Raw genomic sequence first — 15868 nt, forward strand, 5'->3', positions numbered from 1 at the left:
TATGAACACGCCATTACTGCACATAAAAGACCTTACCATATCGGCACGAAAAGACGGCCAGTGGCTGCCTATTGTAAAAAACAGTTCGTTTACGCTTAACCGTAATGAGGTGCTGGGCATAGTAGGCGAATCGGGCTCGGGTAAGTCGGTAACATCGTTAGCGGTAATGGGATTGTTGCCAAAAGGTATACTGCAGATTACCAATGGCAGTATAGTATTTGATGGTAGAGATGTTTCTGCGCTAACCCAAAAAGAATTGCGCAAGCTTAGGGGCGGAGAAATCAGTATGATTTTTCAGGAACCTATGAGCTCGCTTAACCCATCGCTTAAGTGCGGCTACCAGGTGGCTGAGATTTTAAAAGAACATACAAAGCTTACCGATAAAGAAATAAAAAGCAAGGTGCTGGAGTTGTTTGAAAAAGTAAAACTGCCTAACCCTGATGCTATTTACAACCGTTACCCACATGAGATTTCGGGTGGGCAAAAGCAGCGCGTAATGATAGCCATGGCTATTGCCTGCAAGCCAAAAATACTTATTGCAGATGAGCCTACCACAGCGCTTGATGTTACCGTGCAAAAAGAAATTGTACTGCTCCTAAAAGACCTGCAACAGGAAACGGGCATGAGCATCATTTTTATTTCGCACGACCTTTCGCTGGTATCTGAAATTGCCAACCGTGTAATTGTTATGTACCGTGGCGACATTGTAGAGCAGGGCTATGTGCAGGATATTTTTGCCAACCCGCAGGATACGTACACCAAGGCGCTTATTAGTTCGCGACCGTCATTAGATGTGCGCCTGCGCCGCTTGCCCACCATTCAGGATTATCTTAATAACACTGTAAATACTACCGAGATTACCCCGCAGCAGCGTGCTACAGAACAGGCTATACTCTATAGCCAGCCGCCATTGCTTGAGGTTATAAACGTAGAAAAAGAGTATGTTTCTAACGCCGGATTGTTTGGTAAGCCTGCGGTTTTTAAGGCGGTGAATGATGTTAGTTTTAAGATATACGAAGGCGAAACCCTGGGCCTTGTAGGTGAATCGGGGTGTGGCAAGAGTACGCTGGGTAATGCAATTTTACAGCTGGATAAAGCCACAGCAGGCAAGATACTGTACAGAGGCAAAGACCTTACAAAGCTTTCTGATAAAGACATTCGCGCCCTGCGCAAAGAGATACAAATTATCTTTCAGGATCCGTATTCGTCGCTTAACCCACGTTTAACGGTGGGGCAATCTATAATCGAACCCATGAAGGTGCACAAGCTGTATGGCAGTGATGCAGAACGCCGCGAAAAGGTGGTAGAAATACTACACCGTGTAGGGCTGGGCGAAGAGCATTACAACCGCTACCCACATGAGTTTAGCGGAGGCCAGCGCCAGCGTATTGGCATAGCGCGTACCATAGCATTACAACCCAAGCTTATAGTGTGTGATGAGAGTGTTTCGGCACTCGATATATCGGTACAGGCACAGGTGCTGAATTTACTTAACGAGCTTAAAGAGAACTTTGGGTTTACTTACATTTTTATTTCGCACGACCTTGCTGTAGTAAAGTACATGAGCGACCAGGTACTGGTTATGAACAAAGGCCGTATTGAAGAAATGAACGAAGCCGATGCCCTTTATGCCCACCCGCAACAGGAATATACTAAAAAGCTTATTGCCGCAATTCCATCTTAAAGGGTGTTGCGGTTATGTCTTCCTAATCTTTTATGGGGGAGTTTGTCATGCTGACCTGCCTCTGCCGGCAGGCAGGCGATAGGAAGCATCTCGCATATTGATTTTGTTAATTCCGCTGCGCTGCTTTCAACCCGAGGGCTTACCCGGACAGGCAAAGCAAATGGAAGAACGTACTGAAACTATCCTTAGTTTACTTTTTATTCAGCAATGCAACAATAAAATGCCTATTTACTTCCTGGCCAGATTTGCTGGTTACCCATTCGTCTTTATCAATGAAATCTGCCACCTGCAACGGGCTTTCTTCAATTAAAGCAGAGAAACGCCCTTTGTCAAAAAGATTAAAGCCGTATTGGGTAAAAGGCAGTTGTTCCATAAAGCTTTTATCGGCAAAAGTAATAATGCATTTACCATTAGGTTTTAGCACGCGGGCTATTTCGGTTAGCAATGCCGGGGCATCCTCCCAAAAGTAAATTGTGTTTACGGTAAAGATCATGTCGAAACGATTATCTTCAAAGGATATCGTGGTGCCATCATATAGGTCAAAATGGGCAATGTCTTCTGCTACAGCGGCAGTGTTTTTTTGTTGTGCCGCCTGCTGCATCTCCGCCGATATTTCAAGCCCCTGATACGTAATGCCATCTCCTGCTGAAAGCAACGTCTCAAGATGACCGCAATTACCATGACCTAACTCTAGAACGCTTTCGCCGCCTTTAAGTTGTAAAGCCGTTATAGAGGCACGCGTCATGCCTATGTTGTTCAGATTCATGTTCTCGCCCATGGCAATGCCTGCTTCGCCCTGTGGGCAGCTAAGCTGGCGGGCTATTTCTTTAAGCTCTTGTTCAGAAGGTATTTGTTGCATTGTGCTTTACAGTTACTGTGTCTTTTTAGCGGATAGTTTGTATCCGTTTTGATTAAAATAGGTTATGCCAATTATAAATGGGTAATACTGCAATATAAATTGAATATCTACATTAGAGTGGATTTTACCACGGTGTGCACAAAGTGAAAAATACACTAAGATCACAAGGACGCTTCGCTTTAAAGGACACAAGGCTTTGCCGAACAGCTTTGTGTTCTTAAGCTTGTAACAAGCTTTTATTTATAAGACCTTGTGATCTTAGTGAAAAACTTTGGGCACTTTGTGGTAAAGTTCATTTTTTCATTCAATGAGTATAGTGTTTAGAATATTTTATAGTAATAAATGGTGTTAATAGCCAACACGGATATCCTGTCTAAAGAAGTTTGCGTTTTAAACCTGATTTTCTTCATCTTTTAGCAGTACTTTTTTCTTCCTGAAACTAGGGAAGAAAAACGAACCCGGTTTGCGTTTAAAGTGTTTCCAGATGGCGCGGCTTACGGGCCAGAATTCGGCAAAGGGTATGCTTCGCGAACGGAATGCAAGCGACATACTCAATCCAAAACTTACAAGGAAGTTAACCATACCAATAACAAAGATACCTGCCACACCCCAAATGATAAGGTTGTTTGCAATGTTGTAATTAGCTCCGTAAAGCGCGAGTGCAAGGTTACCACTGGCAAAGGTAATGTGGCGAATATCAAGGTCAAGCCCCAGGAACAGCCCTATAGAAGCGGTGCTGCCCATAAATACCCCAAACCAAAGGTTGCTTACTATACCTGCCCATTTATTTTCATACCATTTTGCGAGTTTTTGTGCGCGCGTGCGACCAAAACTTTTTTTAAGCAGCGGATGCTCTGCAATGCGGTAATACACATGTCGAAATTTATCGCGGTTGGCTACGCTGCCTGCTATGATACCCGAAAGGAACAAAAACACACCCGCTATGGCGGCGTGAAAGATGGCGGGAGAATGTATGGGGCTAAGATCGGTCACCAGGGAGTACCACTTGGTAAGTGCGATGTTGTAGTGAAAGGCCGTGTCGATAAGCCAGATGCCACCCCACGCTACCGGAAATGCCACAAGTACATTGCCCACAAAGGCAATAAACTGCGAACGAAATACCCGTGCAAAAAATTCGGCAAAGGCATTGAATTTTTCATTTTCAGGAAGCTCCTGGTTTTTGCGGCCTTTTTCGAGTGCGCGCACCAGGGCACTTGCCGTCATGGCGGGCTGCTTGGTAGCCAGTGTAGCCCCAGTAAGGTAGATGGCTATAAACCCAAACGAATAATTAAGGCTGTAGAAAAACGCATGCCCAAAGCCGCTGGTTTCTATTTTGCCTAATAGTACTTTTATAACACACAGGATGCCTACAATAATACCACCGCCAGATGCCGCCCAAAACATCCTGAAATATTCGCGGCGGTTATTGGTAATGTAATGTTCGCCTGTGTCTGCGGTATGCTGGGTAATTTCGTATGATATAAGCTGGGTACTTTCGTTTATCAGCTTGCGCACATTGTTTTTTACACAGTTGTAAGTAATTACATTCAGGCTAAGGCGAATGGTATCCTGTGTGGCTTCGCGGTTTTCGTCTACTGCAAGCAGGGGCAACAGTACACCAAGGCGTTCCAACTGCTGGCGTATGCGCAGCAGGTTTTGGTTAACCCGGATAGAAATGCCATACTTTTCGCTGTTCTTAAAGGCTGCTTTTACATAATCAGTACACTGGTGGTGCAGTACAAGCAGCTGGCGGTAACCCACATCATCGGGCGACACATAATTTTGTTGTTGCTCTTGAAGCCGTTCGCTTATAAGACCAAACTCTTTTTGTATGGCCAGGAACGGGCTGTCGAGGTTTTCATACTCCGGCACCATTTCTATCACATCAGTCTCCAGGGCGCGCCCTGCAATGCGGTGAACGAGTACCTCCATGGCAAAGAGCAGTTCTGATAGCGGACTTTTTGCTTCAGCAGATACATATATGGAATGAAACCCCAGGGCTTGGTACAGTTCCTCTAACTTTTCGCAGGGAATCTTTTTTATCCAGACGGGGTCGGTCTTCAGGTAAAAAACCTGGTTTAGTATATATTCCAGTGAATCTTTAGGGGGCTGGTCTGGTATTAGTTTAGAAAATACCCGTTTTTTGACTTCAAACAAGAAATCAGAATCGGTAAGGATGCCGGCATCGGTAAGTATCTTGCTAAATTTTTTTTGCTTTAGTAACCCTTTTATGTAAAGCGAAAGTCCCATGCGGTAGCGCTCATTGCCCTGCAATATTTCCAGCAATGCAGATAAGTCTACGGGTGGCAGTGCATCAGGGTGGTAGGGGCGCAACAGGCTTACGAGTTCTGCAAGCAGGTCTACTTCATCGGCTTTGTATTCCCACAGGTTGTTTTCGTCAAAATTTAGTTTGAAGAAGTCATCAAGGGTCATTACAGCTTTCGTTTTCCTGAACTTCATGGGCGTTTTTTGGGTTAGAACGTAAAAATACAAATCTATATGTAAACGCAGCTTGTGTAGGTGAACTTTAAGTTTTGGTTAAGAGGGTATGTAAAAATTAGCTGAATCAATGTTTTGTGATTAAAGAGAAGATATTCTTACATTTACTTTATAGATATACGTTTATGGGAAACATTGCTACAAATATAAAAGAGCAGATTCAAAAACTTTCTGATCGTGGAATGGAACTTGACTATGAGGAAGACAAGATAAAAGAGATACTACTTGATATAGGTTATTACCGACTTGGTTTTTACTGGAATCCTTTTGAAAAAGATGATCAGCATAATTTTAAGGAAGGTACAAAATTTTCAAATGTTGTTGAATTATATTATTTGGATGTTGATTTAAGGAGTATTATAATAAAGTATTTAAATAGGATAGAACTAAATTTTAGGACAAAACTTATTTATTATGTTTCTAATAAATATAAATCATCACCAACTTGGTTTATAAATCCAAAGGTTATAAGTAATGAATATATAGCAAAATTTAACGACTATTACGATTACGATTTTATAAATAATAACAAACAAATAAAAAATCACCATTTAAAATATGGACCATACGCTCCAGCTTGGAAAACGTTAGAGTTTTTTACATTTGGTTCAATTTTAAAAACATTCAAGTGCCTAAAAGAGGACGATATTAAGCAGAGAATCTCAGAAGTTTATGGGGTTAAAAATATACAAAAGTTTATAAACTTATTTGAGACAATAGTTTATGTAAGAAATTGTTGTGCACATAGCAGTGTATTGTTTGACTTAAATCTGCCAAAGAGTATCTCTGCATTTGCCGAGATTAAATTTAACGGACATGAGAGACATAATTTAGATTCTTGTATAAAAGTTATTTTGTTTATTCTTGGTAATGTATCTACATCTAGAAAAGATGAGATGGAAAAATTATTGAACGACTTATTTTTGAAGTATAGCACAAATGACTTCGTAAAAAACATAATAGAAACAAAAATAGGACATAAATTTGGGTAGAACTTGGTATAAATGGGTATTTGTTGTATCTTTGTACAACATAAGTGCCTTGTTATTCATTTTAATGCTTTAATAGTGCACTCTAAAAAAATACTTCTAAACCCGGACTTGCTCCGGGTTTTTTTATTACTGTTTACGGCATATTACTTTTGCCCCTTCGCTACATAATCTTGTATGCTCTGCCCGTTTATAATAACATCTTTTACCACGGCTACATTTTTCCTTACGCTTACAATGGCATAGGCAGGTACCTTGGTGGTGTCGCGGCTGTATTCGCGGTAAGCGGTTTCGGCATCATAAGCTTTGCTTTCTTCCATATAAAAACGGTTGAAAGGGTAGGTGATGCGCACCTTGCCGTCATAAGTATAGTTTGCTTCTACCTGTACATAGTCGCCCTTGGCAGGTTTGTCGTGTAGCAGTGTGTCAATTTTAGCAAAGCCCTGCCTGTCTTTCCCTAATACTACATAGCTTTTTTCTTTATAGTTCCATTCATCACCAGGCATGGTAACTTCATCGGCGTCAAAATTCAGGTTTATGTATTTTCCCCTAAAAGGGTCGTTAGGGTCTACAGGTTCGGTTTTAAACTTATATTCCGTACCGCTTGTGTAAGCCATTTCATTTTCAAATACCATTTGTGCAGGAATTATTAGCTGTGCCATTGCCGTGGCGGCAAAAGCTATAAGAATGTGTTTAGTTTTCATAAGTAGTGGTATTGGCAGTTAGTTTCTTTCTTTTAACAACGGCATAGTTGGCGGCAAAAAAGCCCAGGCCTACACCCACAAACATCAGCCCGCGGAGAACAAAAGTAAGATCGGTGTCAAAAAAGCGACAGATGGTAAGTATGGTAATAATGATAAGTCCAAAATTTACGATACGGAAGTTAAGCGCCCTGATGCCCATGCGTACATAAAACAATCCCACAGCTAACAACAGCAGGTTAGTAGCTACAGTAGCGGCAGCATCGTTACCCATCGCCAGAAGATAAATAAGCGGGAATATAAACACAATGTATTTAAAATGGTCGGCATTTTTCAATGCTTTAGCCGCAAAGATGATTATGGCGCTGAGCGCAACGAGTACCAGCCCAAAAATAATGAATGGCACAGTGACATAATCTTTTATAACGGAATGCCACGTAAAGCGGAATGAGCCGAAAAACAACATCGCGATCATGCCCAGGCGGCCAAGCGCAACATAGCCGTTAACCTTATCCTGCAATGCAGGGGCATAAGCACCCACGGTGTAGAGCAAACCAAAAAATGCCATGTAAAGAAAGAAAGTAAACTCGTCTGCGCCATGCAGGAAACCACCAAACGAAATGATAAAACTAAGCGGCAAAAGCCAGTTTAGCGCTGTGGTAGTATGGCTTCCGGCGTGGTCTTTAAGGTGTCTGTGATACAATGGCGCAAAGGCGGCTATTACTAAGAGGTATAGCCATGGCGTAATGCCGGGATAACTAAGGTAACTGACTTCGGCAGCATACCATGTTGCAAACCCCAGACAAAGTACGGTTACTGCGTTAGAGCGCAGCAGGTACATAAGCGGCAGGCAGAGTACAGTCCACGTCAGGAGGAACTGCCCAAGGTCGCCACTAATGTTGTAGATCTGTGCAACAAGCGAGATGCTCGACCCTACAGCAAAGAACAGCAGGGTGGCGGCAGCTTCTTTCCATACAGCAGACCTATCTTTAAGTATTGTCCATGCAGCAAAAGCCTGAAATAAAATAAGTGGCAGGAATGCCAGTGTGGTTTTTGTAATACGGGAAAAATTATCCCAGTTGTGGGCAAAAATCAGGATGATGCCCAGGCCGGTTAGTATACCGCCCAAGATACCGAAGATGGTAAGCAGGGTGTTGCCTTCGGGGTTCTTTTTGGCAGCGTAGTACTGTTGTATAGCACGGGCATTATCTGGTGTAATAACGCTGTGCGTAACTAACTCCTGTAAGTCTTTATGAGATATAGCCATGGGTTGTATGGTTTTGGTTAAAAGTAATGAAAAATAAAGCAGATTGCTTGTAATGGTATGTGTTTGTAATGCTGACCTGCCTCTGCCGGTAGGCAGGCGATAGGAAGCATCTCAGGTGTTAACTGTCTCTCAAACAAGCAGAGTTGCAAAGTTGAGATCCTTCGACTCCGCTGCGCTGCACTCAGGATGACAAATGTATTCTGGAATCTAAAATTTTAAAAACCCCGCAGCGCCATTACAGCACCACGGGGCTACCGCTAAGGCGTTATATGCTTTCGGTATCTATAAGTTGGGCATCACGGGTGTTTTTTTGTACGGCTATGGCCGAGAAAACACTAAGGGTGAATGACATGCCGTAGAAGCCTTTTTCGCTCAAAAGCAAATCAGCATTCCACAATCCTATTACAAGCAATACTATACTGGCTACGGTGGCAAACCAGCTTAGGCCATAGTAAAGGTCGGTTACGGGCTGGCCTTCCATTTTGTCCCTCACGCTTTTTTGTACAGATATTACAGCGAATAGTCCAAAAAGCAGTATGGTAAAGTAGTAGCCTTTTTCGTTAAGCTGCATATCGGCATTCCATAGCCCTATACAGTAGCCTACAACGCCTACCAGCAATGCTGCCCAGGATGCACCCATAAAAGCAGGTGTAGGCTTTAGCGGACTGCGGCCGTTATTATCTCCGTTGTTTCTTTTTTTCTCTTTTCCTGCGTTTGCAGTTGTTGTTTCGTTTACGTCAAATGTTCTTAGCGGTTCCATAATTAAAATTGTTTTGGTTATTAATTCTGATGCAAAGATGTAGCAGAATCTATGCCCCGGAAACCTAATTTTTAAATAAAACTGACGATATAAATTTGTTTTTTTATACTTTTGAACTTCTATATCCTATCGTCATGAACGCTATTACAGATATCATATCATTAATGAATTATGAAGATAAAAGGAGTTTCAATCTCTATCTTCGTAAAAAGAACAAGCGTGCCGATACCAAGAATACGCAGTTGTTTAAATTAATAGAAACTGACGATATAAATAGTATAAATAATTTATATAAAGGACAGAAAAATGATGATGCCTACCATGCATTGCGCAAAAGGCTGCACGATAGCCTGGTAGAATTTATGGCAAACCGCACTTTTGAGAAAAATACCAGCGAGGCTAACGAGGTGCTGAGGTTACTCGTGGTAAGCCGGTTTTTTCTGGAACATCATTTAACCAAAACCGCCTTTAAATGTCTGGCTAAAGCCGAAGCTAAAGCACTGCCTCTGGAACAGTTTAGCCTGCTTAACGAAATTTACCTTACCCGCCTGCAGTACGCGCACATTAACCCCGCCGAAGCGCTTGATGTATTGATAGAAAAATTCAGGCGTAACCAACAGCAGATGCAGCAGGAAGCGCAGCTTAATATAGCCTATGCCTTATTGCGCCGCGAACTGGGCGAGATACATCTGCGCGGCAAGGTGGTAGACTTTGGTGCGTTTATTTTAGATACCATGGGCAGCCTGGGTGTGTCGTTAGATGAGGTGCTTACTTATAAATCGCTGTACCAAATATTATTTATTGCCAATGAGTATGCGACCATGAACCATAACTTTACCCTTGTAGAGCCTTTTGTAACAAAGAGTTATAAGTTTATAGAGTCCAGAAAAGATAGAGCAGAGGGGCAGTTGTACTACCACATATACATACTGTACTTTTTGGCGAACATCAACTTCCGGAACCATAGGTTCGATGAAAGTAACAGGTATCTTAAGCTTATGGGCGAACAAATGCAAAAGCAAAACGGACGCTATCAGCCGCGTTTTTATATAAGGCATCAGTTGCTTACGTCGCTCAATCTTCACTTTACCGGGCAGGGAGAAGCTGCGCTTGCTTTGGCCGAGAAGGCTCTTAAAGCCACACCTAAAAAGGCAGAACCACAGGATGTGAATGACCTGCGCATTTGCATTACCATGTTTTTAGTGCAGCATCATAATAAGGCTTCTATAAAATACATGAACCAGTTTAACCATACCGATGCCTGGTATGAAAAGAAACTGGGTATGCTCTGGACGATTCGCAAAAACCTGCTGGAAATACTGATGCATGCACAGTTCGAAAACGAAGAACTGGCGCTTGCCCGGCTTAAAAGCTTTAAGCGGCGCTACAAAAAATACCTTGCAGAAGTGCGCGAGCAACGTGTAATGGAGTATGCGCTTATGGTAGAACGCTACATTTTAAAACCTGAGATTGCCCAGCATCCTGATTTTAAAAAAGGCATTATTAGTATTATGAACCCAGAGATTAAAGAGGATATTTTTGTAATTAGCTTTTTGGGCTGGCTCTTAGCAAAAGCCGGAAAGAAAACGGCTTATGAAGCTGCTTTAGAATTGCTGAAATAAAAATGGTTTTGTTTAACCACATAGCGTTTATAGCTAATGCTCTTAATAAGGCAGCGTTTTTTATAGAAGAAGCTATGCTATGTGCGAAATTTATTTTCTATCTATTCTTTAGTATTTGTAAGGCTATGTGTCTATGTGGTTAATAATAAGGATGATATGGTCTGTGGTATTATGAAGCCTTTATTGTTTTTGACTCGTTTCAATCATTAAAATTTACAAAAATATTATAACCCCATTTCCGTGCACTGCGCTATCTTTGCCTTTGATGATTTGCTTAAAAATGATATTTATTTTTATTGAATAATCAAATACCTATCCACACACAAATAACAAACAAAATGATAATTTATAACGTAACCAGTAACGTAGACGACTCTGTGCACAACCAGTGGCTGGAGTGGATGATGGATAAACATGTGCCTGCTATTATGGCAACAGGCAAATTCTACAAGATAAAAATTGTAAAGGTGCTGGTAGAAGAAGAGCACGGCGGAACCACATACTCTGTACAGTACAGTGCAGACAGCCGCGAAAAGCTTGATGAATACTATCGTGAACACTCGCCGGCAATGCGTGCTGAGATGCAGCAGCTTTTTGGCGATATGGTATTACAGTTCCGCACAGAGCTGGAAATTGTACAGGAGTTTAGGGTGGTTTAAAAATTAAGGCAGCTACTTAGCGTTATTGCCCATAAACAGCGATATTTGCAGCATGGATAAAGTAAAAGCCAAAAAGCACCTGGGGCAGCATTTTTTAAAAGATGAAGGTATAGCCCGCGATATAGCCGATACCCTTACATTAGAGGGGTATAGTAAAGTGCTGGAAATAGGCCCCGGTATGGGGGTGCTTACCAAGTATTTGCTTGATAAGCCTATACAGACATATGTTATTGAGATCGATACAGAATCGGTTGAATATCTTAATGCGCACTACCCTAAACTGCACGGGCATATTATATCTAAAGACTTTTTGAGATATAATGTAACCGAAGATTTTGGTACAGAACCTTTTGCCATCATAGGTAACTTTCCATACAATATCTCAACGCAAATTGTATTCCGTACGCTGGAGCTTCGTGAGCGTATACCGGAGTTTGCCGGTATGTTCCAAAAAGAAGTAGCTGAGCGCATTTGCGAGAAAAAAGGCAGTAAAACATACGGTATCTTATCGGTACTGGTGCAGGCATTTTATGATGCCGAATACCTTTTTACAGTATCAGAAGATGTATTTAACCCGCCGCCAAAAGTTAAAAGTGGTGTGCTGAGGCTCAGGAGGAAAGAAAATTTTCATCTGCCGGTAGACGAAAAAATGTTTTTCAGCGTGGTAAAGGCAGCCTTTAACCAGCGCAGGAAAACAATGCGAAACAGCCTGAAAAGCTATATCACCTCTGATAGTTTAAAACAAGATAGTATCTTTGACCTGCGCCCCGAGCAGCTTTCGGTGGAGCAGTTTATAACCCTTACGCAAAAAATAGCCGCCGATGGAGTTTAAGATCAGCAGGGATTACCTCGCCCAGATTGAGCAATATATAAGCGAAAACCGTGAAAATGAGCTGGTAGACATGCTCGAAGATATTCACTACGCCGATATTGCCGAAATAATGGGCGAACTGGATGATGCTGATGCCATTTACCTGTTTCATATACTTGATAGCGAAAAAACATCTGAGATCCTTTTGGAGCTGGATGAAGAGGTAAGGGAAAAAATACTCCGCGGGCTTTCGCCCAAAGAAATTGCCGAAGAGCTTGATGAGCTGAGTACGGATGATGCCGCCGATATTATTGGCGAACTTCCTGCTGACATGAAGGAGGAGGTAATCTCTGAAATACTCGACGTAGAGCACGCTAAAGACATTGTAGATCTTTTGCGTTATGATGATGATACGGCGGGCGGACTTATGGGTAAAGAGCTTGTGCAGGTTAACGAAAACTGGAGCGTGCTTACCTGCGTAAAAGAAATGCGCGAACAGGCTGCTAATGTGCAGCGTGTGCATTCTATTTATGTGGTAGACGACGAAAACAGGCTTAAGGGCCGCCTTTCGCTAAAAGACCTTTTGGTTACCAGCACACGTACCATGATAAAAGAAGTTTACATACCTAAGGTAGACTTTGTAAAAGTAAATACCCCCGATGTTGAGGTGGCGCGTATTATGCAGCGCTATGACCTTGAAGCCATACCGGTAGTAGATGAGCTTGGCCGCCTTGTAGGGCGTATTACCATTGATGATATTATAGACGTTATTAAAGAAGAAGCCGATAAGGATTACCAACTTGCAGCGGGTATCTCTCAGGACGTAGAGGCAGATGACAGTATTCTTGATCTTACCAAGGCGCGTTTACCGTGGCTTGTACTGGCACTACTGGGGGGCTTTATAAGTGTAAAGCTGCTTAATGGTTTTAGCGGAGCCATGACCAGCCATAAAGAACTTTTCTTTTTTACCCCGCTTATTGCTGCAATGGCAGGTAATGTGGGTGTACAATCCAGCGCTATCATTGTGCAGGGTCTGGCAAATAACAGCATATCCGGTTCATTATGGAACCGCCTTATAAAAGAAATACTACTAAGCTTGCTAAACGGCGCGCTACTGGCTATTATACTAATAGTGGGCAGCCACCTGTTCTTGGGTGTAAGCTATGAAGTGGGATTAACGGTAAGTATATCATTAGTTTCGGTAATTGTAATAGCTTCGCTCATAGGTACCTTTGTGCCTATATTGCTAAATAAAATAGGCATTGACCCTGCCCTTGCTACAGGCCCGTTTATAACTACCAGTAACGATATTTGTGGTATCCTTATTTATTTCACCATAGCACAGCTTATCCTTGGGTTTTAGTTTTTTAGAAAAAACTATAATTACACCCTATTATAAATAACCATTGACACTTCCATGAAAAAAATATACCACCTTAAAACCTGTTCTACCTGCGTAAAAATACTAAAGCAAATTCCGCACCTGGAAACTTTTGAATTGCAGGAGATAAAAACCCAGCCCATTACTACAGCCCAGCTTGAAGAAATGCACGAAATGGCAGGCAGCTACGAAGCACTTTTTAGCCGTAACGCAACACTATATAAAGAGCGCGGACTGAAAGATAAGCCACTGACCGAAGCAGATTATAAAGATTTGATCCTGGAGCATTATACCTTTTTAAAGCGCCCCGTTATTATTGCAAATGATAAGATATTTATAGGTAACAAAGCCAATACCGTTGCAGAGGCGGTTGACTACCTCAAATAAAATATAGCCGTAAATTCCGCAGATTTTCTAATAATCTTTGAAAAAGGGATTGATTGTGTTTAAAAATCTGCGTAAATCCGTGTTTGCGAAGCATCCGCGTTATCCGCGTTCCATTATTTTCTTACCTTTGCTCAACTAAATTCATTTCATGATACAGTCTATGACGGGCTTCGGCAAAGCATCACTGCAAATGCCCACAAAAAAAATCACCGTAGAGGTTAAATCGCTAAACAGTAAAGGTCTCGACCTTAATGTGCGTATGCCCTCGGCATTCAGGGAAATGGAGCTGGGGCTTCGCAACAAGATCGCACAGAAACTGGAGCGTGGCAAGGTAGATTTTTCGCTCTTTATAGAAATTACGGGAGAAGAAACTTCATCAAAAATAAATGTGCCTATTGTAAAGGCTTACATTGCGCAGATGCAGGAGGTTATACCCGGTGGCGATGCTACAGAGCTGATGAAGATGGCAGTACGTATGCCCGATGCCCTTAAAACGGAACGTGAGGAAATAGACGAAAATGACTGGGCACAAATAAGCAGCGTTATAGACGAGGCTTTACAAAACATATATAACTTTCGTGTAACGGAAGGGACATCGCTTGAAAAAGAATTTTTAGTGCGCATAGGTAACATTATGAGGCTGATGAATGATGCTGTGGCTTTTGACAGCGAGCGCATTCAAAATGTAAAAGACCGCCTGCGCAACAGCATTGCCGAACTTGAGGTTAATGTAGACGAAAACCGTTTTGAACAGGAGCTTATTTTCTATCTTGAGAAAATGGACATTACCGAAGAAAAGGTACGCCTGGAAACCCACCTTAACTATTTTATAGAAACCCTTGCCGGTACTGAGGCTAACGGACGTAAACTGGGCTTTATAGGCCAGGAAATGGGGCGCGAAATAAATACCATGGGCAGTAAGGCAAACCACAGCGGTATGCAAAAACTGGTGGTGCAGATGAAAGATGAACTTGAAAAAATAAAAGAGCAGGTTTTAAACGTGCTATAGGGTTGATGGTTGTCAGTTGATGGTTGTTGGAAGCTCCCAACAAGTCAACTATTGTTGAAGTTTTCAGCTAATGGAAGCTCCTAACAACTGACAACCATCAACTGACAACTAAACACACACACAATGAACAAAGGAAAACTAATTGTATTCTCGGCGCCTTCCGGGTCGGGAAAAACTACTATAGTAAGGCATTTGCTGCAACACCCAGAACTTAACCTGGCATTTTCTGTTTCGGCAGCAACACGCGAGGCGCGCGAGGGCGAACTGCATGGCGAGCATTACCACTTTATATCGCTTGAAGATTTTAAAAAGCACATCAAGAACGAAGATTTTGTAGAGTGGGAAGAGGTATACCGCGATAATTTTTACGGTACGCTAAAAACCGAGATAGAACGCATCTGGGCACAGGGCAAGAACGTAATATTTGATATCGACGTTGCGGGTGGCCTGCGCATAAAGCGTAAATTTCCTGAAGAAACCCTGGCTGTATTTGTAAAGCCACCAAGTATTGATGAGCTTAAAATTCGCCTTAAAAAGCGTAGTACAGAGAGCGAAGACAAAATTAATATGCGTATTGCCAAGGCATCTGTAGAACTTGCCACTGCACCACAGTTCGATACCATCATCAAAAACTACGACCTTGATACCGCTAAGGCTGATGCTTATCAGCTGGTAAAAGATTTTGTAGGAGCATAACTGTTTGTAGTTAAGTATCTCACTATGTTGCGTGAGATTCCTCCTGTCGTCGGAATGACAAGATTGCTTTGTAATCCTGACGGAACGCAAGGAAGTTTTAAGATTCAGGCTTAGCGGCTTTGCGAGAGATTAATCGCAAATTTCTTGTTTTCGTCAGAATGATAAAATTGCTTTGTTATTATGAATTTCTGTTATTTATAGGTGTGAAACAAACTAAAGCATAATAAGATGGGGTATAAAAATGTTTGTTTAAATTGTAACATTGCCTTTAGTACAGGGATGGATTATAATGATGTAAGAGAGTCTAACTGTACCCAATGCAATGAGCAAATGATATTGGTTAATCATAAGTTTAAACCGCCTAAGAAAACTGATATTGCCGGATGGAAATTAGTGAGATTCTTAATAGAAAAGGGATTAAGGTTTGGTGCGGCTTATGATAATAACCATGTGAGAGTTCAGTATCCTAAAACTTTAGAAGAAGCCAAAGAGTTTGTGAAAAATCACAAGGCGCCTTTTCCGGTGATAAGATAGTATCCGACGA

Annotated in this window: 15 protein-coding genes; 10 read left to right on the plus strand and 5 right to left on the minus strand. The window is 41.9% G+C overall.

Going from position 1 to position 15868, the window contains the following annotated elements:
- Position 1 precedes the first annotated feature (1 nt).
- Entirely contained in the window at positions 2 to 1684 is a 1683-nt protein-coding gene (locus DYH63_RS19050) for an ABC transporter ATP-binding protein (protein WP_116790305.1), read from the plus strand.
- 190 nt (positions 1685 to 1874) lie between these two features.
- Here DYH63_RS19050 and DYH63_RS19055 read toward each other — a convergent pair whose 3' ends face one another.
- Positions 1875 to 2543, minus strand: coding sequence for a class I SAM-dependent methyltransferase (locus tag DYH63_RS19055; protein WP_116790306.1), 669 nt, complete (start codon positions 2541 to 2543; stop codon positions 1875 to 1877).
- Between the two features lie 390 nt (positions 2544 to 2933).
- Complete coding sequence (locus tag DYH63_RS19060; RefSeq protein WP_116790307.1) at positions 2934 to 5003, minus strand: site-specific recombinase; 2070 nt, start codon at positions 5001 to 5003, stop codon at positions 2934 to 2936.
- Positions 5004 to 5167: 164 nt separating this feature from the next.
- Here DYH63_RS19060 and DYH63_RS19065 point away from each other — a divergent pair, with 164 nt between their 5' ends.
- On the plus strand, positions 5168 to 6034 hold the full coding sequence (locus DYH63_RS19065) for an Abi family protein (RefSeq protein ID WP_116790308.1): 867 nt from the start codon (positions 5168 to 5170) through the stop codon (positions 6032 to 6034).
- Positions 6035 to 6177: 143 nt separating this feature from the next.
- Here the strand turns inward: DYH63_RS19065 and DYH63_RS19070 are convergent, their stop codons facing one another.
- From DYH63_RS19070 to yiaA, 3 genes are all read right to left on the minus strand, one after another.
- Entirely contained in the window at positions 6178 to 6735 is a 558-nt protein-coding gene (locus DYH63_RS19070; protein ID WP_116790309.1) for a GDYXXLXY domain-containing protein, read from the minus strand.
- Positions 6725 to 7999, minus strand: coding sequence for a DUF2157 domain-containing protein (locus DYH63_RS19075; RefSeq protein ID WP_116790310.1), 1275 nt, complete (start codon positions 7997 to 7999; stop codon positions 6725 to 6727). Before DYH63_RS19075 ends, DYH63_RS19070 begins: the two co-directional genes overlap by 11 nt.
- Positions 8000 to 8264: 265 nt before the next feature.
- Positions 8265 to 8759, minus strand: coding sequence for an inner membrane protein YiaA (yiaA, locus tag DYH63_RS19080; protein ID WP_116790311.1), 495 nt, complete (start codon positions 8757 to 8759; stop codon positions 8265 to 8267).
- Positions 8760 to 8893: 134 nt separating this feature from the next.
- Here yiaA and DYH63_RS19085 point away from each other — a divergent pair, with 134 nt between their 5' ends.
- The 8 genes from DYH63_RS19085 to DYH63_RS19120 all read left to right on the plus strand — a co-directional run bounded on the left by DYH63_RS19085 (position 8894) and on the right by DYH63_RS19120 (position 15858).
- Positions 8894 to 10381: a hypothetical protein gene (locus DYH63_RS19085; RefSeq protein WP_116790312.1), complete on the plus strand. Its 1488-nt coding sequence runs from the start codon at positions 8894 to 8896 to the stop codon at positions 10379 to 10381.
- Positions 10382 to 10719: 338 nt separating this feature from the next.
- On the plus strand, positions 10720 to 11040 hold the full coding sequence (locus DYH63_RS19090) for a DUF4286 family protein (RefSeq protein WP_116790897.1): 321 nt from the start codon (positions 10720 to 10722) through the stop codon (positions 11038 to 11040).
- Positions 11041 to 11092: 52 nt separating this feature from the next.
- Positions 11093 to 11872 carry a 16S rRNA (adenine(1518)-N(6)/adenine(1519)-N(6))-dimethyltransferase RsmA gene (gene rsmA, locus DYH63_RS19095; protein ID WP_116790313.1) on the plus strand — a complete coding sequence of 260 codons (780 nt, stop codon included), beginning with the start codon at positions 11093 to 11095 and terminating at the stop codon, positions 11870 to 11872.
- Positions 11862 to 13214 (plus strand): magnesium transporter, encoded by a 1353-nt coding sequence (gene mgtE / locus DYH63_RS19100; protein ID WP_116790314.1) that lies wholly within the window; start codon positions 11862 to 11864, stop codon positions 13212 to 13214. The genes rsmA and mgtE overlap by 11 nt, the downstream gene beginning before the upstream one ends.
- A gap of 54 nt (positions 13215 to 13268) precedes the next feature.
- Positions 13269 to 13619 (plus strand): arsenate reductase family protein, encoded by a 351-nt coding sequence (locus DYH63_RS19105; protein WP_116790315.1) that lies wholly within the window; start codon positions 13269 to 13271, stop codon positions 13617 to 13619.
- Positions 13620 to 13767: 148 nt separating this feature from the next.
- Positions 13768 to 14628 carry a YicC/YloC family endoribonuclease gene (locus DYH63_RS19110; RefSeq protein WP_116790316.1) on the plus strand — a complete coding sequence of 287 codons (861 nt, stop codon included), beginning with the start codon at positions 13768 to 13770 and terminating at the stop codon, positions 14626 to 14628.
- A 123-nt stretch (positions 14629 to 14751) separates the two neighbouring features.
- Positions 14752 to 15324, plus strand: coding sequence for a guanylate kinase (gene gmk / locus DYH63_RS19115; RefSeq protein ID WP_116790317.1), 573 nt, complete (start codon positions 14752 to 14754; stop codon positions 15322 to 15324).
- Positions 15325 to 15552: 228 nt separating this feature from the next.
- Complete coding sequence (locus tag DYH63_RS19120; protein ID WP_116790318.1) at positions 15553 to 15858, plus strand: hypothetical protein; 306 nt, start codon at positions 15553 to 15555, stop codon at positions 15856 to 15858.
- Positions 15859 to 15868 lie beyond the last annotated feature (10 nt).

Origin of the sequence: Flavobacterium psychrotrophum (assembly GCF_003403075.1) — a bacterium.
Classification (GTDB): domain Bacteria; phylum Bacteroidota; class Bacteroidia; order Flavobacteriales; family Flavobacteriaceae; genus Flavobacterium; species Flavobacterium psychrotrophum.

Coding starts and splice junctions, on each gene's coding strand:
- DYH63_RS19110 (WP_116790316.1), top strand. CDS start 13,768: ATGATACAGTCTATGACGGGCTTCGGCAAAGCATCACTGCAAATGCCC.
- DYH63_RS19055 (WP_116790306.1), bottom strand. CDS start 2,543: ATGCAACAAATACCTTCTGAACAAGAGCTTAAAGAAATAGCCCGCCAG.
- DYH63_RS19105 (WP_116790315.1), top strand. CDS start 13,269: ATGAAAAAAATATACCACCTTAAAACCTGTTCTACCTGCGTAAAAATA.
- DYH63_RS19060 (WP_116790307.1), bottom strand. CDS start 5,003: ATGAAGTTCAGGAAAACGAAAGCTGTAATGACCCTTGATGACTTCTTC.
- DYH63_RS19065 (WP_116790308.1), top strand. CDS start 5,168: ATGGGAAACATTGCTACAAATATAAAAGAGCAGATTCAAAAACTTTCT.
- mgtE (WP_116790314.1), top strand. CDS start 11,862: ATGGAGTTTAAGATCAGCAGGGATTACCTCGCCCAGATTGAGCAATAT.
- DYH63_RS19085 (WP_116790312.1), top strand. CDS start 8,894: ATGAACGCTATTACAGATATCATATCATTAATGAATTATGAAGATAAA.
- DYH63_RS19070 (WP_116790309.1), bottom strand. CDS start 6,735: ATGAAAACTAAACACATTCTTATAGCTTTTGCCGCCACGGCAATGGCA.
- gmk (WP_116790317.1), top strand. CDS start 14,752: ATGAACAAAGGAAAACTAATTGTATTCTCGGCGCCTTCCGGGTCGGGA.
- rsmA (WP_116790313.1), top strand. CDS start 11,093: ATGGATAAAGTAAAAGCCAAAAAGCACCTGGGGCAGCATTTTTTAAAA.
- DYH63_RS19050 (WP_116790305.1), top strand. CDS start 2: ATGAACACGCCATTACTGCACATAAAAGACCTTACCATATCGGCACGA.
- DYH63_RS19075 (WP_116790310.1), bottom strand. CDS start 7,999: ATGGCTATATCTCATAAAGACTTACAGGAGTTAGTTACGCACAGCGTT.
- DYH63_RS19090 (WP_116790897.1), top strand. CDS start 10,720: ATGATAATTTATAACGTAACCAGTAACGTAGACGACTCTGTGCACAAC.
- DYH63_RS19120 (WP_116790318.1), top strand. CDS start 15,553: ATGGGGTATAAAAATGTTTGTTTAAATTGTAACATTGCCTTTAGTACA.
- yiaA (WP_116790311.1), bottom strand. CDS start 8,759: ATGGAACCGCTAAGAACATTTGACGTAAACGAAACAACAACTGCAAAC.